We start from the raw sequence: 17,552 nt of genomic DNA, 5'->3' as shown, positions 1-17,552 counted from the left end.
GCTAACCTTCCCTTGATCCGAGGGGAGGTGTTCAATGAGGTACGATTACGATCTGGGGTCCCATTCCTGTCCGGTCACCACATCATCACCCGAGGCCCAGCTATGGTTCGACCGGGGATTGGTCTGGACCTACGGCTATAACCACGAAGAGGCCGTGGTCTGTTTCCAGCGTGCAGCCGAACATGATCCGACCTGCGCCATGGCACATTGGGGTGTCGCTTACGCGGCTGGTCCGAACTATAACCTGCCCTGGGATTTGCAGGACGAACGCGGGCGGCAAAAGGCGCTGGCGCAGGCCTACGATGCGGCGCAACGGGCGCTGGCTTTGCTGGACAGCTGCACCCCGGTCGAACAGGCCCTGATCCGCGCCCTGCCCGCCCGATACCCGCAGCGTGACCCGATCCCGGACATGCACCGCTGGGATCACGATTTCGCTGACGCCATGCGCGCGGCCTTTGCCGAGCAGCCCGATCATCTGGACCTGCGCACCATCTATGTCGAGGCTTTGCTGAACCTGACCCCCTGGCAGATGTGGGACCTGAGCACCGGCCAACCCACCAAAGGCGCAGCCACGGTTGAGGCGCAGAAGGCATTGGAGGACGCGATGGCCAATGACCCCGGTGCAATGTCGCATCCGGGCCTGCTGCATCTTTATGTGCACCTGATGGAGATGTCACCGACACCGGAAAAGGCGCTCAAGGCCGGGGATGTGCTGCGCACGCTGGTCCCTGATGCGGGCCATCTGGTGCACATGCCCACCCATATCGACGTGCTCTGCGGGCACTATCACAACGTCGTTTACTGGAACGAAAAAGCCATTGAGGCCGATCTGAAGTATTTTGAGCGTGAAGGCGCCTTCAACATCTATACCGGATATCGCCAGCACGATTTTCACTTTGTCATCTATGGCGCGCTTTTCATTGGACAGATGGAACCCGCCCTGCGCGCCAATCAAGGCATGTGGGATACCACGCCTGAGGAAATGCTGCGCATCGAAAGCCCGCCAATGGCGGATTACTTCGAAAGCTACATGTCGATGGGCCCGCATATCCTGATCCGCTTTGGCCGATGGGAAGAGGCCAAGGCGCTGGAGCTGCCCTCGGACCCTGACCTCTATCGCACGCTGACCGCGACCACCCACTATGCCCGCGCCATTGCCCATGCCGCCACCGATCAGGTCGCCGAGGCAGAGGCCGAGGAACAGCTGTTTCTGTCCGCCAAGGCTTGTGTCCCCGAGACCCGCCTGCTGCACAACAACCGTGTGATCGATCTGCTGGAGGTCGCGGCCGAAATGCTGCGCGGAGAGATCGAATACCGCAAAGGCAACTATGAGATTGCCTATGCTCATCTGCGGCGCTCGGTCGAGTTGGACGACACGTTGCCCTACGACGAACCATGGGGCTGGATGCAACCGACCCGCCATGCGCTGGGGGCGTTGCTGTTCGAACAGGGGCACGTGGCCGAGGCCGAAGCGGCCTATCGCGAGGATCTGGGGTTGGCCGGAACGCTCAGCCGCGCCTCAATCCATCCGGACAATGTCTGGAGCCTCAAGGGCCTGCATGACTGCCTGGAAGCGCGTGGAGAAACCGTTGAGATCGTGCAGATAAAACAACGGCTCGATCTGGCGCTGGCGCGCGCTGACCGGGCAGTGGGCGCGTCCTGCTTCTGCGCTCAGGCGGCGATGAGGGCCGCCGAATGAAATACGCCTTGTTGTTGGGCGCCCTGCTCTGCGGCCCCGCCCTTGCGGATCGTCAGTCTTTCCCTCCGGTCGATCAGGCCGCGCAGGACCCGTCGCTGGTAGCCTTTCGCGATGCACTGCTGGCCAGGGTGGCCGCGCGGGACACTGATGCCGTGGTCGCGGCAGCCTGCCCGGATATCTACCTGAGCCACGGAGGAAACGGCGGCCCGGACGAGCTGCGCGCCAATCTGATCCTGAACCCGGAAACCCTGTCGGAGGAGCACCGCAAAAACGCGGATACCCTGCGCGAGGCGTATTGGTCCGATCTGGAAAACACCCTGTCCCAGCCCGGCTATTTCGATGACGAAGGCGAGTTCTGGATGCCGCACCAGTGGCAGATCACCCTGCCCGCCTCGCTGGATCCGTTCATGGCCTACTACGTCACCGGTTCAGACGTTGCCCTTCGTCAGTCGGGTGATCGCAACGCACCGACCGTTGGCCTGATCAGCCACGAGATCGCCATCATCCGCGATTTTCAGGCCAGCTCGGAATATCAACAGGTGCTGCTGACCGATGGGACACGGGGCTACATGCACCGTGATTACCTGTGGCCCATGACAGGCTACCGTGCCGCTTTGGTGAAATCGGAGGCTGGTGAATGGCAGCTGTGCACCTTCGTCAGCGGTGACTAGTCGGCGCTGTAGATATGCGGGCTACCATTTGGTGGCCCATCGAAAAAGATAACAAACCGTGTGGCATCCAGTGGCAAAAGACCTTCGGCCTTCCACTCGGGATCGGGCGGAACGATGTCCATCACATGCTCTGCAGCAGCATCCCCCTTTTGCCACCGGTGTAACGAGAAGGTTCCCGTAAGGTGCGGGCTCGGTTGGTCACATCCGGGCTTGGAACCGGCACCGGCCCCTGCATCCCCCAGCAGCAGGAACACATCCTCACCAGACTGCTCCATCCCCCTGATCCCGCGCCCCTTCTCGGCTGAGACCGGGATTTCGTGCAAAGCAGCTGCGGAAAAATCGCCGGTTTCCAACGCACTCAGTGGGAATTCGGCGACAAAAACCCGCGTTGGTTCACCTTCTGGATAGGGTGCGCGGAACCCGATCAGCACTGAGCCATCCACGGCTGCAATCGCTTCTATATTCAGGCCATTTTGCTGCAACGGAACATCGAAGGCTGCGCCCAACTGATTGAATTGCCCAAAAAGCGGCTCAAGCGATACCGCTTGTTGCGACAAAGGAACCCGGGTGCCGATATGCTGCGGTGTCACCTTTCCCCAGAAAATACGCGTGTTGCGCTTTGGCGATTTGCAGCTTTTCCGCCCGCGCGAATGCGAACCCACCACGATCAGGTTATCGCCCGCGGCCGTCACACCCTCCAGATCAAAGTCCTTCAGCTCGGACTTCTTCTTGTCCTTGGTTTCGGCCATGTAAACCCGCTGTCCGACGAACAGAGCGTCCTTCTCTAGCTTAAATGCCTGAACAAAACGCCCCTCGTCGGCGGCAGCAAAACACAGTCCATTAGCCATACAGGCCACACCGCTGACATTCACCGACGCGCCTTGTTCGACTTCATCGCCATGTTCATCGAACTCTTCAAAGGTTCCGATGACCTCCAGCTTCTGCGGCGGGGCGGCAGAGGCCGGCAGAGCAATACACAGAAAAGCAAAAAGAGCTTTGTACATGCCAAAATCCAAAACCGCCGAGAAATACGGCATCTGAATAGCACAAGCTAAACTCTGAGACTAAATCTTCGCCTTTTTCTTCTCGGCCAAGACCTTTTCGGCCAGATCGCGGGCGATGGCAAATGCGCCCTTGATCTTGTCGCTGTCATTCTTCCAGTCGCGACGCACGACGATCTTGTTGTCCTTGACCTTGGCCAGCCCGCGCTGGTTCTGGATGAATTCGACCAACCCCTGAGGCGACGCGAACTTGTCATTGTGGAACTGGATCGTGGCACCCTTCGGCCCGCCGTCCAGCTTGGCAATGCCCGCGCGTTTGCACATGGCCTTGATGCGCACGACCAGCATCAGGGTGTTGACCTCTTTCGGCAATGTTCCGAAACGATCGATCAGTTCGGCGGCGAACCCTTCCAGTTCGACCTTGGTCGACAATGACGACAGGCGACGATAAAGGCCCAGCCGCACGTCCAGATCGGGCACGTAGTCCTCGGGGATCAGAACCGGCACGCCCAGATTGATCTGCGGCGCCCATTGATCATCGGCGTCCGACAGCCCTTCCATCTCACCGGCTTTGATCTTGGCAATCGCCTCTTCCAGCATCGACTGGTACAGCTCATAGCCGACATCGCGCATCTGGCCGGATTGTTCCTCGCCCAGCAGGTTGCCCGCACCGCGAATATCGAGATCTTGGCTGGCCAGCGTGAACCCCGCCCCCAGCGTGTCCAGCGAACCCAGAACCCGCAGGCGTTTCTCGGCCGTCGCGGTCAGGCGCGCGCGGGGTTTGGTAGTGAGATAGGCGTAAGCGCGGGTCTTTGACCGCCCTACCCGTCCGCGAATTTGATAGAGCTGCGCAAGACCGAACATATCCGCCCGGTGCACCACCATCGTGTTCGCGGTCGGGATATCCAGCCCGCTTTCCACAATCGTGGTCGCCAGCAGCACATCGTATTTACCGTCATAAAACGCATTCATCCGGTCATCGAGTTCGCCCGCCGCCATCTGCCCATGTGCCACCACATAAGTCAGTTCGGGCAATTGTTCTTTCAGAAACTCTTCGATCTCGGGCAGGTCCGAGATGCGCGGCACCACATAGAAGCTCTGCCCGCCGCGATAGTGTTCGCGCAACAGTGCCTCGCGGATTGTGACCGCGTCGAATTCGCTGACATAGGTTCGGATCGCCAGACGGTCGATCGGAGGCGTGCCGATGATCGACAGATCGCGCACGCCGGTCAGCGACAGCTGCAGCGTCCGCGGAATCGGCGTGGCGGTCAGGGTAAGGACGTGAATGTCTGAACGCAACTGCTTCAGCCGTTCCTTATGCCCGACGCCGAAGTGCTGTTCCTCGTCAATGATCAGCAGGCCGAGGTTGTTGAACCTTATCCCCTTGGCCAGCAGCGCATGGGTGCCGATCACGATATCCACCGTGCCGCGCGCCAGCCCGTCGCGGGTTTGCTGCGCCTCTTTGGCCGAAACAAAACGCGACAGCTGCCGCACCTCCAGCGGGAAACCCCGGAAGCGGTCCTTGAATGACGCCGCGTGCTGACGGGCCAGCAGCGTGGTCGGCGCAACAACCGCAACCTGCACCCCGGACATTGCAGCAACAAAGGCCGCGCGCATGGCAACCTCAGTTTTACCAAAGCCCACATCGCCACAGATCAGACGATCCATCGGCGCGCCAGAGTGCATGTCCTCCATCACCTCGGATATCGCACGCAACTGGTCGTCTGTTTCCTGATAGGGAAAGCGTGCGCTGAACTCCTCCCATGCGTGCGGCGGCGGGTCCATGACCGGAGCCTTGCGCAAGGCGCGCTCGGCGGCAATGCGAATCAGCTTGTCCGCCATCTCGCGGATGCGCTCTTTCAGCTTGGCCTTTTTGGCCTGCCATGCACCGCCGCCCAACCGATCCAACAACCCTTCGTCATGGCCGTATTTCGACAGCAGCTCGATGTTCTCGACCGGCAGATACAGCTTTGCTTGCTCGGCATATTCCAGCAGAAGGCACTCATGGGCAGCACCGGCAGCGGTGACGACCTCCATCCCCATGTAACGCCCGATGCCGTGGTCCACATGCACCACCAGATCACCGGGGCTGAGGGATTGGGTCTCGGTCAGGAAATTCTCGGCCTTGCGGCGTTTCTTGGGCTGACGGATCAGGCGGTCGCCCAGCACGTCCTGTTCGGCGATTACAGTCAGGTCGGGCGTTTCGAAGCCATGCTCCAAGGCCCAGACCGCCAGATGCAACCCGCGCTTACCCACACGGGTGCCGTTGGTGACGGGGATCGCCTCGGCCAGACCTTCGTCCTCAATCAGCCCGGTCAGGCGTTCGCGCGCGCCATCAGAATAGGACGCGATCAACACCGGTCCCTTGGCCATCTTGTCGGTGATATGGCTGGCCAGGGCGCCAAACAGGCTGATGCTTTCCTGTTGCCGTTCCGGAGCAAAGTTGCGCCCGATCCGCCCGCCCGCATCAATAACACCCGGACCGCTGGCCTGCGGTAGAGGGCTGAATTGCAGCACTCGCCGATCCACTACGGCCTGATCCCACGCGGCATCGTCCAGATACAGCAGACTGGGCGGCGTCGGTTTATACACCGTGTCCATGCGCGAGCGGTTTTCCAGCGCCAGCCGCCGGGTTTCATACTGATCGGCAATCGTATCCCAGCGCGCAAGACGCGCGGGCGTGACCTGATCGTCCACTGTGATCGTCGCATCTGGCAGATAGTCGAACAGGGTTTCCAGCTTTTCGTGGAAGAACGGCAACCAGTGTTCGATGCCCTGATGCTTGCGGCCCGCGCTGACGGCCTCGTACAGCGGGTCATCGGTTCCGGCGGCCCCAAATTCGATGCGATAGTTTTGACGGAACCGGGTGATGGCGGCCTCGTCCAGTATGACCTCGGAGACCGGGGCCAGTTCCACCACCTCCAGCTTTTCCGTCGTGCGCTGCGACACCGGATCGAACCGGCGCGCACCGTCCAGAACGTCTCCGAACAGGTCCAGACGCACCGGACCGGATTCGCCGGGCGGAAAGATGTCGATGATGCCGCCCCGGATGGCATAGTCACCGGGCTCCATGACCGTCGGACTTTGCGTGAACCCCATCCGCACCAGAAAGTTCCGCAGCGCGGTTTCATCGACGCGGTGATCCACACGTGCGGTGAACGCGGCCTCGCGCAGTACATCCCGCGCGGGCACCCGCTGGGTCGCCGCGTTCAGCGTGGTCAGCAGCACGAACCGGTCAGGCATCTGATGCACCAGCGCCGCCAGCGTCGCGACACGGGCCGCCGCAATATCCGCATTGGGCGACACCCGATCATAGGGCAGACAGTCCCAACCCGGAAACACCAAGACCGGCATGTCAGGCGCAAAGAAGGCGAGTGCGGCCCGCATCGCCTCCATCCGCTTGTCGTCGCGGGCGACGTGACAAACCGGCCCGCCGGAACGCGCGATCTCGTTCAGGACAAGCTGCGCGTCAAACCCCTCGGGGGCGCCGCCAACAGTTACGTGGTTCCGCGCCGTCATCGCCTAACCTTTCCGAATTTTCTATCCCAGAACCCCAATCGAGAAGTTCTGATACATACCCCAAAGCGACGTGATCAAGATCGAGATCATACCGATGATCTGGGTATAGATCCGGCACCGTGTCAGAACTTTGCCGGTAAACTCCAGCGACCCATCACTGCGTCGCAATTTATGCGCGGCTCTAACGTTAATGAGCGTCACAAGACACATGGGAAACAGCAACAGGAACACGGCCTGGGCGAACTCGATCCCATAATAAAATCCAAGCATCGCAAGGCCAGTGAAAAAGAAACAGCTCAGCCCAAGAATGATCAGCCCGGACTTGTCGACGATGAACAGAATTCGGTTGCCGTTGATCCGGACAATATCCAGCAAGTCCTGCTCGGTCTGCCCTCCGACCCGGCGGGCGCGCACCAGCAGATCGAACGGGACACCCATCGCCCAGTGGCTTGCCGATGACCACAGCACAGCCAGCACAATCCAATACCACAGATTCGAAAAGCTGCGCATGTCGATGATTTCGAATAGCGAAGAGTATAAGTCCAAGCGTCAGCCCTTTGTTCCCAGTCCTGAGGGGCTTTTTCGCACCGGCGCGTCCATCCTTACCCTTGAGACCACACGGAATTCATGCCACCCAATGCGGGAATATTCAAGGAGAGCGCGACATGAAACCGACCATCGCCCCCTATCCCCTGACCCGGTTCCGCCGGGCACGCCAGTCGCACGCTGTACGCGGGCTTGTCCGGGAAAACACCCTGACCACGGATGATCTGATCTGGCCGGTCTTCGTACGCGACGGCGAGGGTGTGGAAGAGCCCGTGCCCTCGATGCCCGGCGTGGTGCGCCGGTCGGTCGATTTGATCGCCAAGGCCGCGGTCGAGGCTCAGACGCTGGGAATTCCGGCGATCTGCATCTTTCCCTACACCGATCCCAGCCTGAAGACCGAGGATTGCGCCGAGGCCTGGAACCCCGACAATCTGTCGAACCGCGCCATTCGCGCAATCAAGGCAGCGGCTCCCGATATCGCGGTGATGACCGACGTGGCGCTGGACCCCTACAACATCAACGGGCATGACGGCTACGTCGTCGATGGCGAAATTGTGAATGACCAGACCGTTGAGGCATTGGTCAAGATGACCCTCGCGCAGGCCGATGCCGGAGCCGACATCATCGGCCCGTCCGACATGATGGACGGCCGCATCGGTGAGATGCGCAAGGCGCTGGAATCGGCGGGGCATCAGAACGTGATGATCCTTAGCTATGCCGCGAAATACGCCAGCGCCTTTTACGGGCCGTTCCGCGATGCGGTCGGGGCCTCGGGCGCGCTGACCGGTGACAAGAAGACCTATCAGATGGACCCGGCCAATTCGAACGAAGCCCTGCGCCTGATCGAACGCGACCTGACCGAGGGCGCCGACATGGTGATGATCAAGCCGGGGATGCCCTATCTGGACATCTGCCGTCGCGTGAAGGACACGTTCGGTGCGCCGACCTATGCCTATCAGGTGTCGGGCGAATACGCGATGATCCAGGCGGCGGCGCAGAACGGCTGGATCGATGGTGAGAAGGTGATGCTGGAAAGCCTGCTGGCCTTCAAGCGCGCAGGCTGCGACGGCATCCTGACCTATTTCGCGCCGGAGGTCGCCCGTTTCCTGCAGGGCTAAAACCCCAAATAGTCGCAATTTTTCGCCGATTGTGATCTGCGGTTGTTCAGCTTTCCCGTGACACGCAGCCGCAATCGGCGTATTCTTGCACATAAGATCGGGATCACCCGACATATCAGGCAGTTATACAGAGAAAAAAAACATGAGCAGTTCCAACGCACCCCGACTAAGCCGTCGTGGCTTTGCTTTTGGCATGGCCGGTCTGACGGTAACCGCAGCTTGCGGCAACGGCGTAGGCAATTCCAACGCCGCCACCATCGATGCCCGCGTCGATGCCACGCTGACCGAAATGTATTCGAGCTATCCCAACACGGTTGAGATCGCCAACAAGGCCAATGCCATGCTGGTCATGCCGCTGATCACCGAGGCCGGGTTCATCTTTGGCGGCGCATACGGGCAAGGCGCCCTGCGCATTCAGGGCGCGACGGTTGACTACTACTCGGCCGTATCCGGCAGCGCCGGTTTGCAGATCGGCGCGCAGCAATATGCGCATGTGCTGTTCTTCATGACCCAGGACGCGCTGAACGATTTCCGTCGCTCCAACGGTTGGACCGCCGGGGCCGATATCGGCTACGTCGTCGATGCAACCGGAGATTCGCTGTCTACCGATACCACCACTCTGCGCTCTCCTGTTCTGGCGGCGGTCTTTGGACAGGCCGGCTTGAAATTCGGCGCCACGGTCGAAGGCACCAAATACACGCGGATCATTCCGTAACTCCGGGCTACCACGCGCCCCTCGAACGGTCCCCGCCATCAGCCCCCCCCGCTGTGGCGGGGTTCTTCATTTATAGTTCTGGAAACACGAATATTCCCGGGCTGTTCCTCTTTCGGTCAGCCCGGCCATCCACTAATCTTGCTGAAATCGAAAATGGATCGGGATTAAAGGCCACAAATGGGTTTCGTTTTTCGCTGGCTGTTGCGCCTTACAACGGGTCTGATCCTGCTGGCCCTGGCCGCTGTGGGGCTGGTGTATTTCCTGGCCAGCCAATCCCTGCCGGATTATGACCAGACCGTTGAAGTCAACGGACCAACCGCCCCGGTCGAGATCATCCGCGACACCGCCAACGTCCCCCATATTCTGGCCGAAACCGACCCGGACGTGTTCTTTGGCCTCGGCTATGCCCACGCGCAGGACCGCCTGTGGCAGATGACCGTGATGCGCCGCACCGCTCAGGGCCGCCTGTCCGAAGTGTTCGGCACCCGCACCGTCCATATCGACAAGCTGCTGCGCCGGCTGGATCTGTACGGGCTGGCCCACCGCTCGGTCGAGGTGCAGGATGATTACACCAAGGCTGCGCTACGGGCGTATGCCGCCGGAGTGAATGCAAGGCTGGATGAGATCAACGAGGCCGCCCTGGGCCGTGGCGCACCCGAGATGTTTCTGTTCAACGCGCCGGTGTCCCCGTGGCAGCCCGGCGACAGCATCGCCGTCATAAAACTGATGAGCCTGCAACTGTCCGGCCATCTGGAGGACGAGGTGCTGCGGGCCCGCACATCGCTTATGCTGAACGATACCGCACGCCTGGCCGACATCCTGCCAAACGTTCCGGGTGCTGGCATCGCGGCTCTGCCCGAATACGCCTTACTGTTTCCCGGACTGCCCCGCTATGCCCGCGGTACGCCGATGCCCGACAATCCGCTGTCACCCTTCCCCAAACGCGGGCTCGCCGGGGCATCGAACGCATGGACTGCTGCGCCTTCACGCTCGGCCAGCGGCGGCACCTTGCTGGCCAATGATCCACATCTGGGCCTCACAGCACCGGGTGTCTGGTATCTGGCCCGGCTGGAACTGGCAAAGGGCGGCGTGATCGGTGCGACCATTCCCGGCATTCCGGCCATCATGGCCGGACGCAGTGACCGGCTGGGCTGGGGTCTGACCTCCTCGTATCTGGACGATCAGGACGTGCATATCGAGCAGCTGAACCCCGAAAACCCCGAGGAATACCTGACGCCGGACGGCTACAGAGAATTCCGCTCCCGCCCCTCGATCATCGAGATCAAGGATGAAGCCCCGATCACCCTGACCCTGCGCTGGACGGAAAACGGCCCGGTCCTGCCTGGCAGTCACTATGATCTGGAAACGATCACTCCACCGGGTCATGTCGCGTCACTTTCCTGGACGGCGCTCAGCCCGAGGGATACGTCGATGACGGCCTCGATGGCATTGATGAACGCCGACACTGTCCGACAAGGCATCGACGCGGCCGAACTCTTCATCGCACCCTCGCAAAACCTGTCACTTGTGGACAAGGACACGATCGGCCTCAAACTGATCGGAGCCATGCCGAAACGCGACCTGCGCAACCAAAGCCGGGGCCGCATCCCGACACCCGGCTGGCTGGCCGAAAACCTTTGGCAGGGTCGCCTGCCTTATACCGACAACCCGGAATTCGTTGCCCCTGCGGGTGGCATTCTGGGCAACACCAACAACAAGATCATCGACCGCCCCTTCCCTGAACATGTGTCCTATGAATGGGGTGACACCCAGCGCGTGCACCGCTGGGAGCGTCTGATGCAATCGCGCGAGGTGCACACCCGCGACAGCTTTATCGAGGCACAGCTGGATACGGTCAGCTTCACCGCCCGCTCACTGTTGCCGCTGATCGGGGCCGACCTTTGGTTTACCGGAGCCTCCGCCCCCGAGGGCACGCCCGAACGCCAACGCCAAATCGCTTTGTCCCTTCTGGCCGAGTGGAATGGTGAGATGAACGAACACCTTCCGGAACCGCTGATCTACGCCGCATGGCTGCGGGCGTTGCAGATCCGTCTGATCTCGGACGACCTCGGACCGCTGGCAGCCGAATACAAACATGTTCAGCCCTTGTTCATCGAGCGCGTCTACCGCGATATCGAAGGTGCCTCGGTCTGGTGTGACGTGCGCCAGAGCGCCCCGACCGAGACCTGCACCGACATGGCGCGGCTGGCGCTGGACGATGCAATCATCTGGATTTCCGAGAACTACGGCAGCGCGCTGGAATCCCTGCGCTGGGGCGATGCGCATCAGGCCACCCATGACCACCCCGTTTTGGGCACGGTCCCGGTGCTGCGGTTCTTTGTCAACATCCGCCAATCGACCAGCGGCGGCGACAACACCCTGCTGCGCGGGCGTACCGCTGGCGAAGGCAGGAACCCGTTCCGAAACGTGCACGGCGCGGGTTATCGCGGGGTCTATGATTTTGCCGACCCGGACAGCTCGGTCTTTATCACCGCCACCGGTCAGTCCGGCCATTTCCTGTCGCGCTACTACGACGATCAGGCGCAGCTGTGGCGACGCGGAGAGTATATTCCGATGTCTCTGGACCTCGACCTGGCGCGCGCCGCTGCCGTCGGTGTGACGCACCTGATCCCGCGCTGATTTCGCTTGTTTCGGCAAGACCTTGCCCCTTTTTTGGCCGGTCGTGGACGCCGACCCGCCTTTTCGCCTACGATCTGGACACCAACAAGTTGGGACCGGGGGCACAAATGGCAAGTATACGGGATAGGCTGAACAATCTCGCACGCGATTACGCAATCGCCTGGAGTTCGGGCGACCCGAACGCGGTGGCCGATTTCTTTGCGCGTGACGGGCAGATTTCGATCAACCGGGATGAGCCCATGGTCGGTCGCGCGGCGGTTACCGACGTTGCGCGCGGGTTCTTTTCCGACTTTCCCGATCTGGAACTCAGATGCGATATGCTGCGATGGGCCGGCGCGCACGCAATCTTTGTCTGGACGCTGGAAGGCCATCACGCAAAAACCGGCAATCTTGTGGTCACCCGTGGTTGGGCCGAGTGGGAGCTGACCCCGGACCACAAAATCCAGTCCTCGTCCGAGTGGTTCGACGCAGACGATCACCAAAGACAGATAGACGGAGCCTGACCGCTAAAGCGCCGCGAACTGCGCCGCCTGTTTGTCGGTCCACAGCACGATGATCTCGAACCCGTCCTCGGTCTGCTTTTCGGACCGCACCACATCCTGCCGGAACAGCCAAGCGCGCTTGTTGCCCTCGGCAAAGCCCAGCGTCAGCGTCTGTTCGTGGCGCGCGCCCTGCAGTATTGTGGCGATCTCGGCCAAAAGGGGCTCGACCCCTTCACCCGTCACTGCCGAAATGGCAAAGATCGACGGGTCACGGTCTGCGCGTTTGAAGGCGGCTTCGCGCTCTCCCTCGTTCAGCAGGTCGATCTTATTCCAGACCTCAAGCCGGGGCCGTTCGTCATCGACACCCAGCGAGGTCAGGATCGTCTCGACATCCTGCGCCTGTGCGTCGGTTTCTTCGTGGCTGATGTCCCGGACGTGAACCACGATATCGGCGCCCAGAACTTCTTCCAGCGTTGCCCGGAAGGCCGCGACAAGTTCCGTCGGCAGGTTCGAGATGAACCCCACCGTATCCGACAGGATCACCTCGGGTCCATCGGGCAGCTCGACCCGGCGCATGGTCGGGTCCAGCGTGGCGAACAGCATGTCCTTGGCCATCACCTCGGCCCCGGTCAGGCGATTGAACAGCGTCGACTTGCCCGCGTTGGTGTACCCAACCAAGGCAACAATCGGATAGGGCACCTTGGCCCGTGCCGCGCGGTGCAGCGTGCGGGTCTTCACCACTTTTTGCAACTGACGCCGCAGACGCACCAGTTGTTCGTCGATGGCACGGCGGTCGGCCTCGATCTGGGTTTCACCAGGACCACCGACAAAACCCAAACCGCCCCGCTGACGTTCAAGGTGGGTCCAGGCCCGGACCAGACGAGTACGCTGATAACTGAGCGCGGCCATCTCAACCTGCAGCACACCTTCGCGGGTGCGGGCGCGGTCGCTGAAAATCTCGAGGATCAATCCAGTTCGGTCGAGGATCTTGACCTTCCACGCCTTCTCGAGGTTGCGCTGCTGAACGGGCGATACCGGGCCGTCGATCAGCACAAGTTCAATCTCGTTGTCGTGCAGACGTTCGGCCAGTTCCTCAATCTTGCCGCTGCCGAACAACAGGCCGGGCTGGGCGCGTTGCAGGCGCACGATCTCGGACCCGATCACGTCAAGATCGGGCAATGCGGCGGCCAGTGCCACCGCCTCTGCCAGCGCCGGTTCAGGGACACGGCGCTGTTCGTCTGATTTGATTTCCGGATGCAGCACCCAAGCGCGGGTGCGCATCCTGTCATGTTCCATCAAGAGGCGTCTTCGCCCTCATACAGGCTGATCGGCTGCGACGGCATGATGGTCGAAATCGCGTGCTTGTAGACCAGCTGCGACTGTCCGTCGCGGCGCAGCAGCACGCAGAAGTTATCGAACCAGGTAATCACGCCCTGCAATTTCACACCGTTGATCAGGAAAATTGTGACCGGTACCTTTGCTTTCCGTACATTGTTCAGGAACGCGTCCTGAAGATTCTGTCTGTCCGAAGCCATATTTTTTTATCTCGCCATTGTTCTTGCTACGCGCTGCGGACCAACGCGCTCCCTCCGGCTGAGTATGGAGTGGAGTTAACCGAGTTTCCAGATCAAAAATCAGTCATTGCGCGACTGTTTAATCTTAATCCCGCCAGAGGCTTGGCGTAATCAACGCGATGATCGCCAGCGTTTCCAGCCGCCCGATCACCATTGCCGCACACATGGTCAGCTTGGCCCCCGCAGAAAGGTCAACGATCCGGATCGGTATATCCGTGGCAAGTTCGATCAGCGGACCCGTGGTGCTGAGCGACGCGACGGTCAGCACCATGGCCTGTTCGAACCCCGCCCCCATCAACCCAAGCAGCAGGTTGAACAAAGCCGCCGTCAGCGCGAACATCATCAGGAAGATCCACGCGATGAAGGCACCATCGCTTTGGATGCGCCGGTTGCCGCCGCCCTCGCCGCTGACCGACGAGGGATAGATCAGGCGGTCGATCTCGCGCGCACCGTTCAGGTAAAGCGCGAACACCCGCAGCAATTTAACCCCGCCTGCGGTGGTTGCGACGCCGCCGCCGATCAGGGCCAGCCCCATCAGGATCAGCCCGGGCGTACCCAGCCCTGAAAGCTGCTGCGCGTCGTTCCAGTTGGCGCTTTCAAACCCGGCGGTGGTCAGGAAAGACAGCGCCGTGAACGTCATCCCCCAGAATACCCGAACGGCGTCAAAAGGGTTCAGCGTGCCGCCGATTTCGTTGACTCCGGCCCAGGCGCGGAAAAACAGCAGGGTGGCAACGGCGATCACGATCATAAGGCCGATCCGAAACTCCGGGTCCTTGTCCAGCCGCGAATACCCCGTTGTGGCGGTATCGGTCGAAAAGGTCAGCCGCGACAGCGCGAAAAACAGAAACAGGAAGAGGATCGCCTCACCGGTGAAACCGGCCTGGGCGCCCTCCAGTCCGCCGACCGGCGAAATACCGGACGTGGCCATCGTGGACATGGCATGGCAAATGGCGGTCAGCCCCTGCTCGCCCGCGATCAGCAGCAGCAGCCAGATCACCGCTGTCAGCCCCGCATAAACCGGTGTCAGAGTCTGTGTCACCCGGATCAGGCGCCCGCGCGGGTCGACCTTTTCACTTTGCGCCACGCCCGAGACCGGCCGGCCGGGCTGTCCGCGCGCGGTTACCTCAAACCCACCCAGCGACAGTGGCGCCAGGATCGCCGCCGCCGAAATCCACATCAGCAGACCACCCATCCAGCCCACCAGCGCCCGCCACAGATGTAGAGGCGCGGTCAGGCGGTCGGGATCGGGGAAAATGTCGGCGCCCGTGGTCGTCAGCGCGCTGACCATATCGAAATAGGCGTTCGGGAACGTCGTGTTTCCCAGCGCATCATGCAGCGGGATGGCAAGGAACACCGGCAAAACGGTGAAACATCCCAACAGAACCGCCAACTGTCCCAGTGTCCCGCGACGCGGCACCCGGCTAGACGACGCCATCGCAATCGTCCCCACCACGAACAGGCCCAACAGGCCCGAGTAGAAAAACGACCGCGAAGCGTCGTGGTTATCCAGCGCCAGCGCATAGATCGCTGGTATCCACATGGACAGGGAAACAACACCCCAAATCAGCAGAAACAGCGGCAAGCGCCGCACCAGCCCGATCCGTTGTGTCCTTGCCCGCATCATCAGAAGAAATCGATCGAAACCTGCATCAGCCGCTCGACCTCGGGGACGTCCTTGGCCATGGCGAAGATCGCCAACACGTCCTTTTCCTCGATCCGCAAACTGCCGGTGGGGCGCAGCAATTCGTCACCCTTGCGGACCGCGCCCACCAGAACGCCCTCGGGAAAGTCGATGTCGCGCAGTTTCTGACCGGCCATGGGAGAGGTCGACAGTACCTCGGCCTCGATCACCTCGGCCTCGGCATCGCCGATTGAATAGACCTGACGCACCCGCCCGTGCCGGATGTGGCGCAGGATCGAGCTGACCGTGGTGGCGCGCGGGTTGATATAGGCGTCGATCCCAAGCGGGCCCATCAAAGCCACCATGCTGGGATCATTGATCAGCGCAATCGCCAGCGCACAGCCCTCGGCCTTGGCGCGCACGGCGGCCAGCATGTTGGCGCGGTCGTCATCGGTAACCGCCAGCATCGCATCCGCGCGCTCAATCCCGGCCTCGCGCAGCAGGGCGGCATCCAGACCGTCGCCGTTCAGAACAATGGTGCGCTCCAGCGCTTCGGCAGCCAGTTCGGCACTGTGGCGGTCACGCTCGATGATCTTGGCGCGTACCCGGCTTTCGCGTTCCTCAAGCGTCCGCGCGACCTCGAGCCCGACATTGCCGCCGCCTACGATCACGACACGATCCTGTTTCTTTTGCGTCTTGCCAAAGACCTCCATCGTGCGATCCACGTCTTTGACATTGGTAAAGACATAGCATTCGTCGCCGACAAATAGCTGGTCCTCGGATTCCGGGGCAAACAGACTGCCGTCGCGCCGGACACCCACGACAATCGAACTGAGCGTTGAAAACAGATCCGTCAACTGGCGCAGCGGCGTGTTTATGATGGGGCAGTCTTCATCGATACGGATGCCCAGCAACTGTGCCTTGCCATCCATGAAGGTCTCGGTATCGAAGGCTGAAGGCGCGGACAGGCGGCGCATGGCGGCGGCAGCAACCTCGCGCTCGGGGCTGATCACCACATCGATAGGCAGGTGGTCGCGGCGGTACAGGTCCGAATGGATCGCCTCAAGATAGGATTTCGACCGCAGGCGGGCGATCTTGCGCTGAATCGAAAAGACCGAGTGCGCCATCTGGCAGGTGACCATGTTCACCTCGTCCGAATGGGTCGCGGCGATGATCATGTCGGCATCGCGGGCCCCTGCCCGGTTCAGCACGTCCGGATAACTGGCGAACCCGGCGATCCCCTGCACATCCAGCGTCTCGGTCGCGCGGCGCACCAGGTCGGGGTTGTTGTCCACCACCGTTACGTCGTTAAGTTCGCCCGACAGGTGCCGTGCAATCTGCCAGCCAACCTGACCGGCACCGCAAATTATGACCTTCATGTTTTTGGCCCTTCTGCCTGAAATCTTTGAATGACAGATGCCCTCATAGCGGTCAATTGAATTGTCATACTCACAAAGCTAAGGCAGGATTAGCCCATGAAATCAGTGCTTCGATTGCTACTTCCAGTGATGTTTCTGTCCGCGTGCAGCGGCCCGCTTTCGCTGTATTACCGCGAGGGCGAAAGCGTATCGCGCGTGCAGTCCGAAACCACCCAATGTCAGGTTCTGGCGCTTGAGGACGTGCCGGTGGCCAATCAGGTGCGGCAAAGCCCGCCCACCTACTGGCCCGGTCGCACCTATTGCGATGGCCGAGGCCGGTGCTATCGCTCGCCCGGCTGGTGGCAACCCGGACGGGTCTATACCGTTGACGTTAATCAGGGGCTGCGCAACCAGGTGGAACAACAGTGCATGGCCCAAAAAGGCTTTCGCCCGGTCAGTCTGCCGCCATGCAAACAGAACGTAAAGTCACGGGTCGCCGCGGTGCCCACGACAAAACTGCCGTCGCTGAGCACCCAGTCCTGCTACGTGAAATTCGACAACGGGTCGTTCCAGATCATCACGCCCGGTCAGGCCGGGTAACGGCCCGG

General features: G+C 61.1%; 14 protein-coding genes. 7 read left to right on the top strand and 7 right to left on the bottom strand.

Features of this window, described 5'->3' with window-relative positions; genetic code table 11:
• Positions 1–34 precede the first annotated feature (34 nt).
• Positions 35–1,699 carry a hypothetical protein gene (locus tag ACOQFT_RS13780; RefSeq protein WP_421598465.1) on the top strand — a complete coding sequence of 555 codons (1,665 nt, stop codon included), beginning with the start codon at positions 35–37 and terminating at the stop codon, positions 1,697–1,699.
• A complete protein-coding gene (locus ACOQFT_RS13775) occupies positions 1,696–2,370 on the top strand; it encodes an SH3 domain-containing protein (RefSeq protein WP_421598464.1) in 675 nt (224 codons plus the stop codon). The genes ACOQFT_RS13780 and ACOQFT_RS13775 overlap by 4 nt, the downstream gene beginning before the upstream one ends.
• Here the strand turns inward: ACOQFT_RS13775 and ACOQFT_RS13770 are convergent.
• Genes ACOQFT_RS13770 through ACOQFT_RS13760 form a run of 3 tightly spaced genes read right to left on the bottom strand, consistent with a single transcriptional unit; the run spans position 2,367 to position 7,436 of the window.
• Complete coding sequence (locus ACOQFT_RS13770; protein ID WP_421598463.1) at positions 2,367–3,374, bottom strand: DUF3616 domain-containing protein; 1,008 nt, start codon at positions 3,372–3,374, stop codon at positions 2,367–2,369. The two genes, ACOQFT_RS13775 and ACOQFT_RS13770, sit on opposite strands and share 4 nt — an antisense overlap.
• 60 nt (positions 3,375–3,434) lie before the next feature.
• Positions 3,435–6,890: a transcription-repair coupling factor gene (mfd, locus tag ACOQFT_RS13765; RefSeq protein WP_421598462.1), complete on the bottom strand. Its 3,456-nt coding sequence runs from the start codon at positions 6,888–6,890 to the stop codon at positions 3,435–3,437.
• 21 nt (positions 6,891–6,911) lie between these two features.
• On the bottom strand, positions 6,912–7,436 hold the full coding sequence (locus ACOQFT_RS13760; RefSeq protein WP_170443709.1) for a component of SufBCD complex: 525 nt from the start codon (positions 7,434–7,436) through the stop codon (positions 6,912–6,914).
• 119 nt (positions 7,437–7,555) lie between these two features.
• Between ACOQFT_RS13760 and hemB the strand changes: the two genes are divergently transcribed.
• From hemB to ACOQFT_RS13740, 4 genes are all read left to right on the top strand, one after another.
• Positions 7,556–8,554 (top strand): porphobilinogen synthase, encoded by a 999-nt coding sequence (gene hemB, locus ACOQFT_RS13755; protein ID WP_421598461.1) that lies wholly within the window; start codon positions 7,556–7,558, stop codon positions 8,552–8,554.
• A 142-nt stretch (positions 8,555–8,696) separates the two neighbouring features.
• Positions 8,697–9,269 (top strand): YSC84-related protein, encoded by a 573-nt coding sequence (locus ACOQFT_RS13750; protein ID WP_421598460.1) that lies wholly within the window; start codon positions 8,697–8,699, stop codon positions 9,267–9,269.
• A gap of 177 nt (positions 9,270–9,446) precedes the next feature.
• Positions 9,447–11,909 carry a penicillin acylase family protein gene (locus ACOQFT_RS13745; RefSeq protein WP_421598459.1) on the top strand — a complete coding sequence of 821 codons (2,463 nt, stop codon included), beginning with the start codon at positions 9,447–9,449 and terminating at the stop codon, positions 11,907–11,909.
• Between the two features lie 107 nt (positions 11,910–12,016).
• A complete protein-coding gene (locus ACOQFT_RS13740; protein WP_421598458.1) occupies positions 12,017–12,412 on the top strand; it encodes a nuclear transport factor 2 family protein in 396 nt (131 codons plus the stop codon).
• A gap of 3 nt (positions 12,413–12,415) precedes the next feature.
• On the opposite strand, the gene hflX is transcribed toward ACOQFT_RS13740, so the two are convergent.
• The 4 genes from hflX to trkA form a co-directional block, all read right to left on the bottom strand.
• Positions 12,416–13,687, bottom strand: a complete 1,272-nt coding sequence (gene hflX, locus ACOQFT_RS13735; RefSeq protein ID WP_421598457.1) for a GTPase HflX — start codon at positions 13,685–13,687, stop codon at positions 12,416–12,418.
• Entirely contained in the window at positions 13,687–13,926 is a 240-nt protein-coding gene (hfq, locus tag ACOQFT_RS13730; RefSeq protein WP_010440340.1) for an RNA chaperone Hfq, read from the bottom strand. Before hfq ends, hflX begins: the two co-directional genes overlap by 1 nt.
• Positions 13,927–14,050: 124 nt before the next feature.
• Positions 14,051–15,589, bottom strand: a complete 1,539-nt coding sequence (locus tag ACOQFT_RS13725) for a TrkH family potassium uptake protein (RefSeq protein ID WP_421598456.1) — start codon at positions 15,587–15,589, stop codon at positions 14,051–14,053.
• Positions 15,589–16,965: a Trk system potassium transporter TrkA gene (gene trkA, locus ACOQFT_RS13720; RefSeq protein ID WP_170443695.1), complete on the bottom strand. Its 1,377-nt coding sequence runs from the start codon at positions 16,963–16,965 to the stop codon at positions 15,589–15,591. The genes ACOQFT_RS13725 and trkA overlap by 1 nt, the downstream gene beginning before the upstream one ends.
• 96 nt (positions 16,966–17,061) lie before the next feature.
• On the opposite strand from trkA, the gene ACOQFT_RS13715 reads away from it, so the two are divergent.
• Positions 17,062–17,544: a hypothetical protein gene (locus tag ACOQFT_RS13715; protein WP_421598455.1), complete on the top strand. Its 483-nt coding sequence runs from the start codon at positions 17,062–17,064 to the stop codon at positions 17,542–17,544.
• The last annotated feature ends 8 nt before the right edge of the window (positions 17,545–17,552 follow it).

Source organism: Ruegeria sp. MALMAid1280, assembly GCF_049195285.1.
GTDB lineage: Bacteria > Pseudomonadota > Alphaproteobacteria > Rhodobacterales > Rhodobacteraceae > Ruegeria.
Note: the sequence above shows the minus strand (reverse complement) of the source record. Positions and strands in the feature narration are given on the sequence as shown.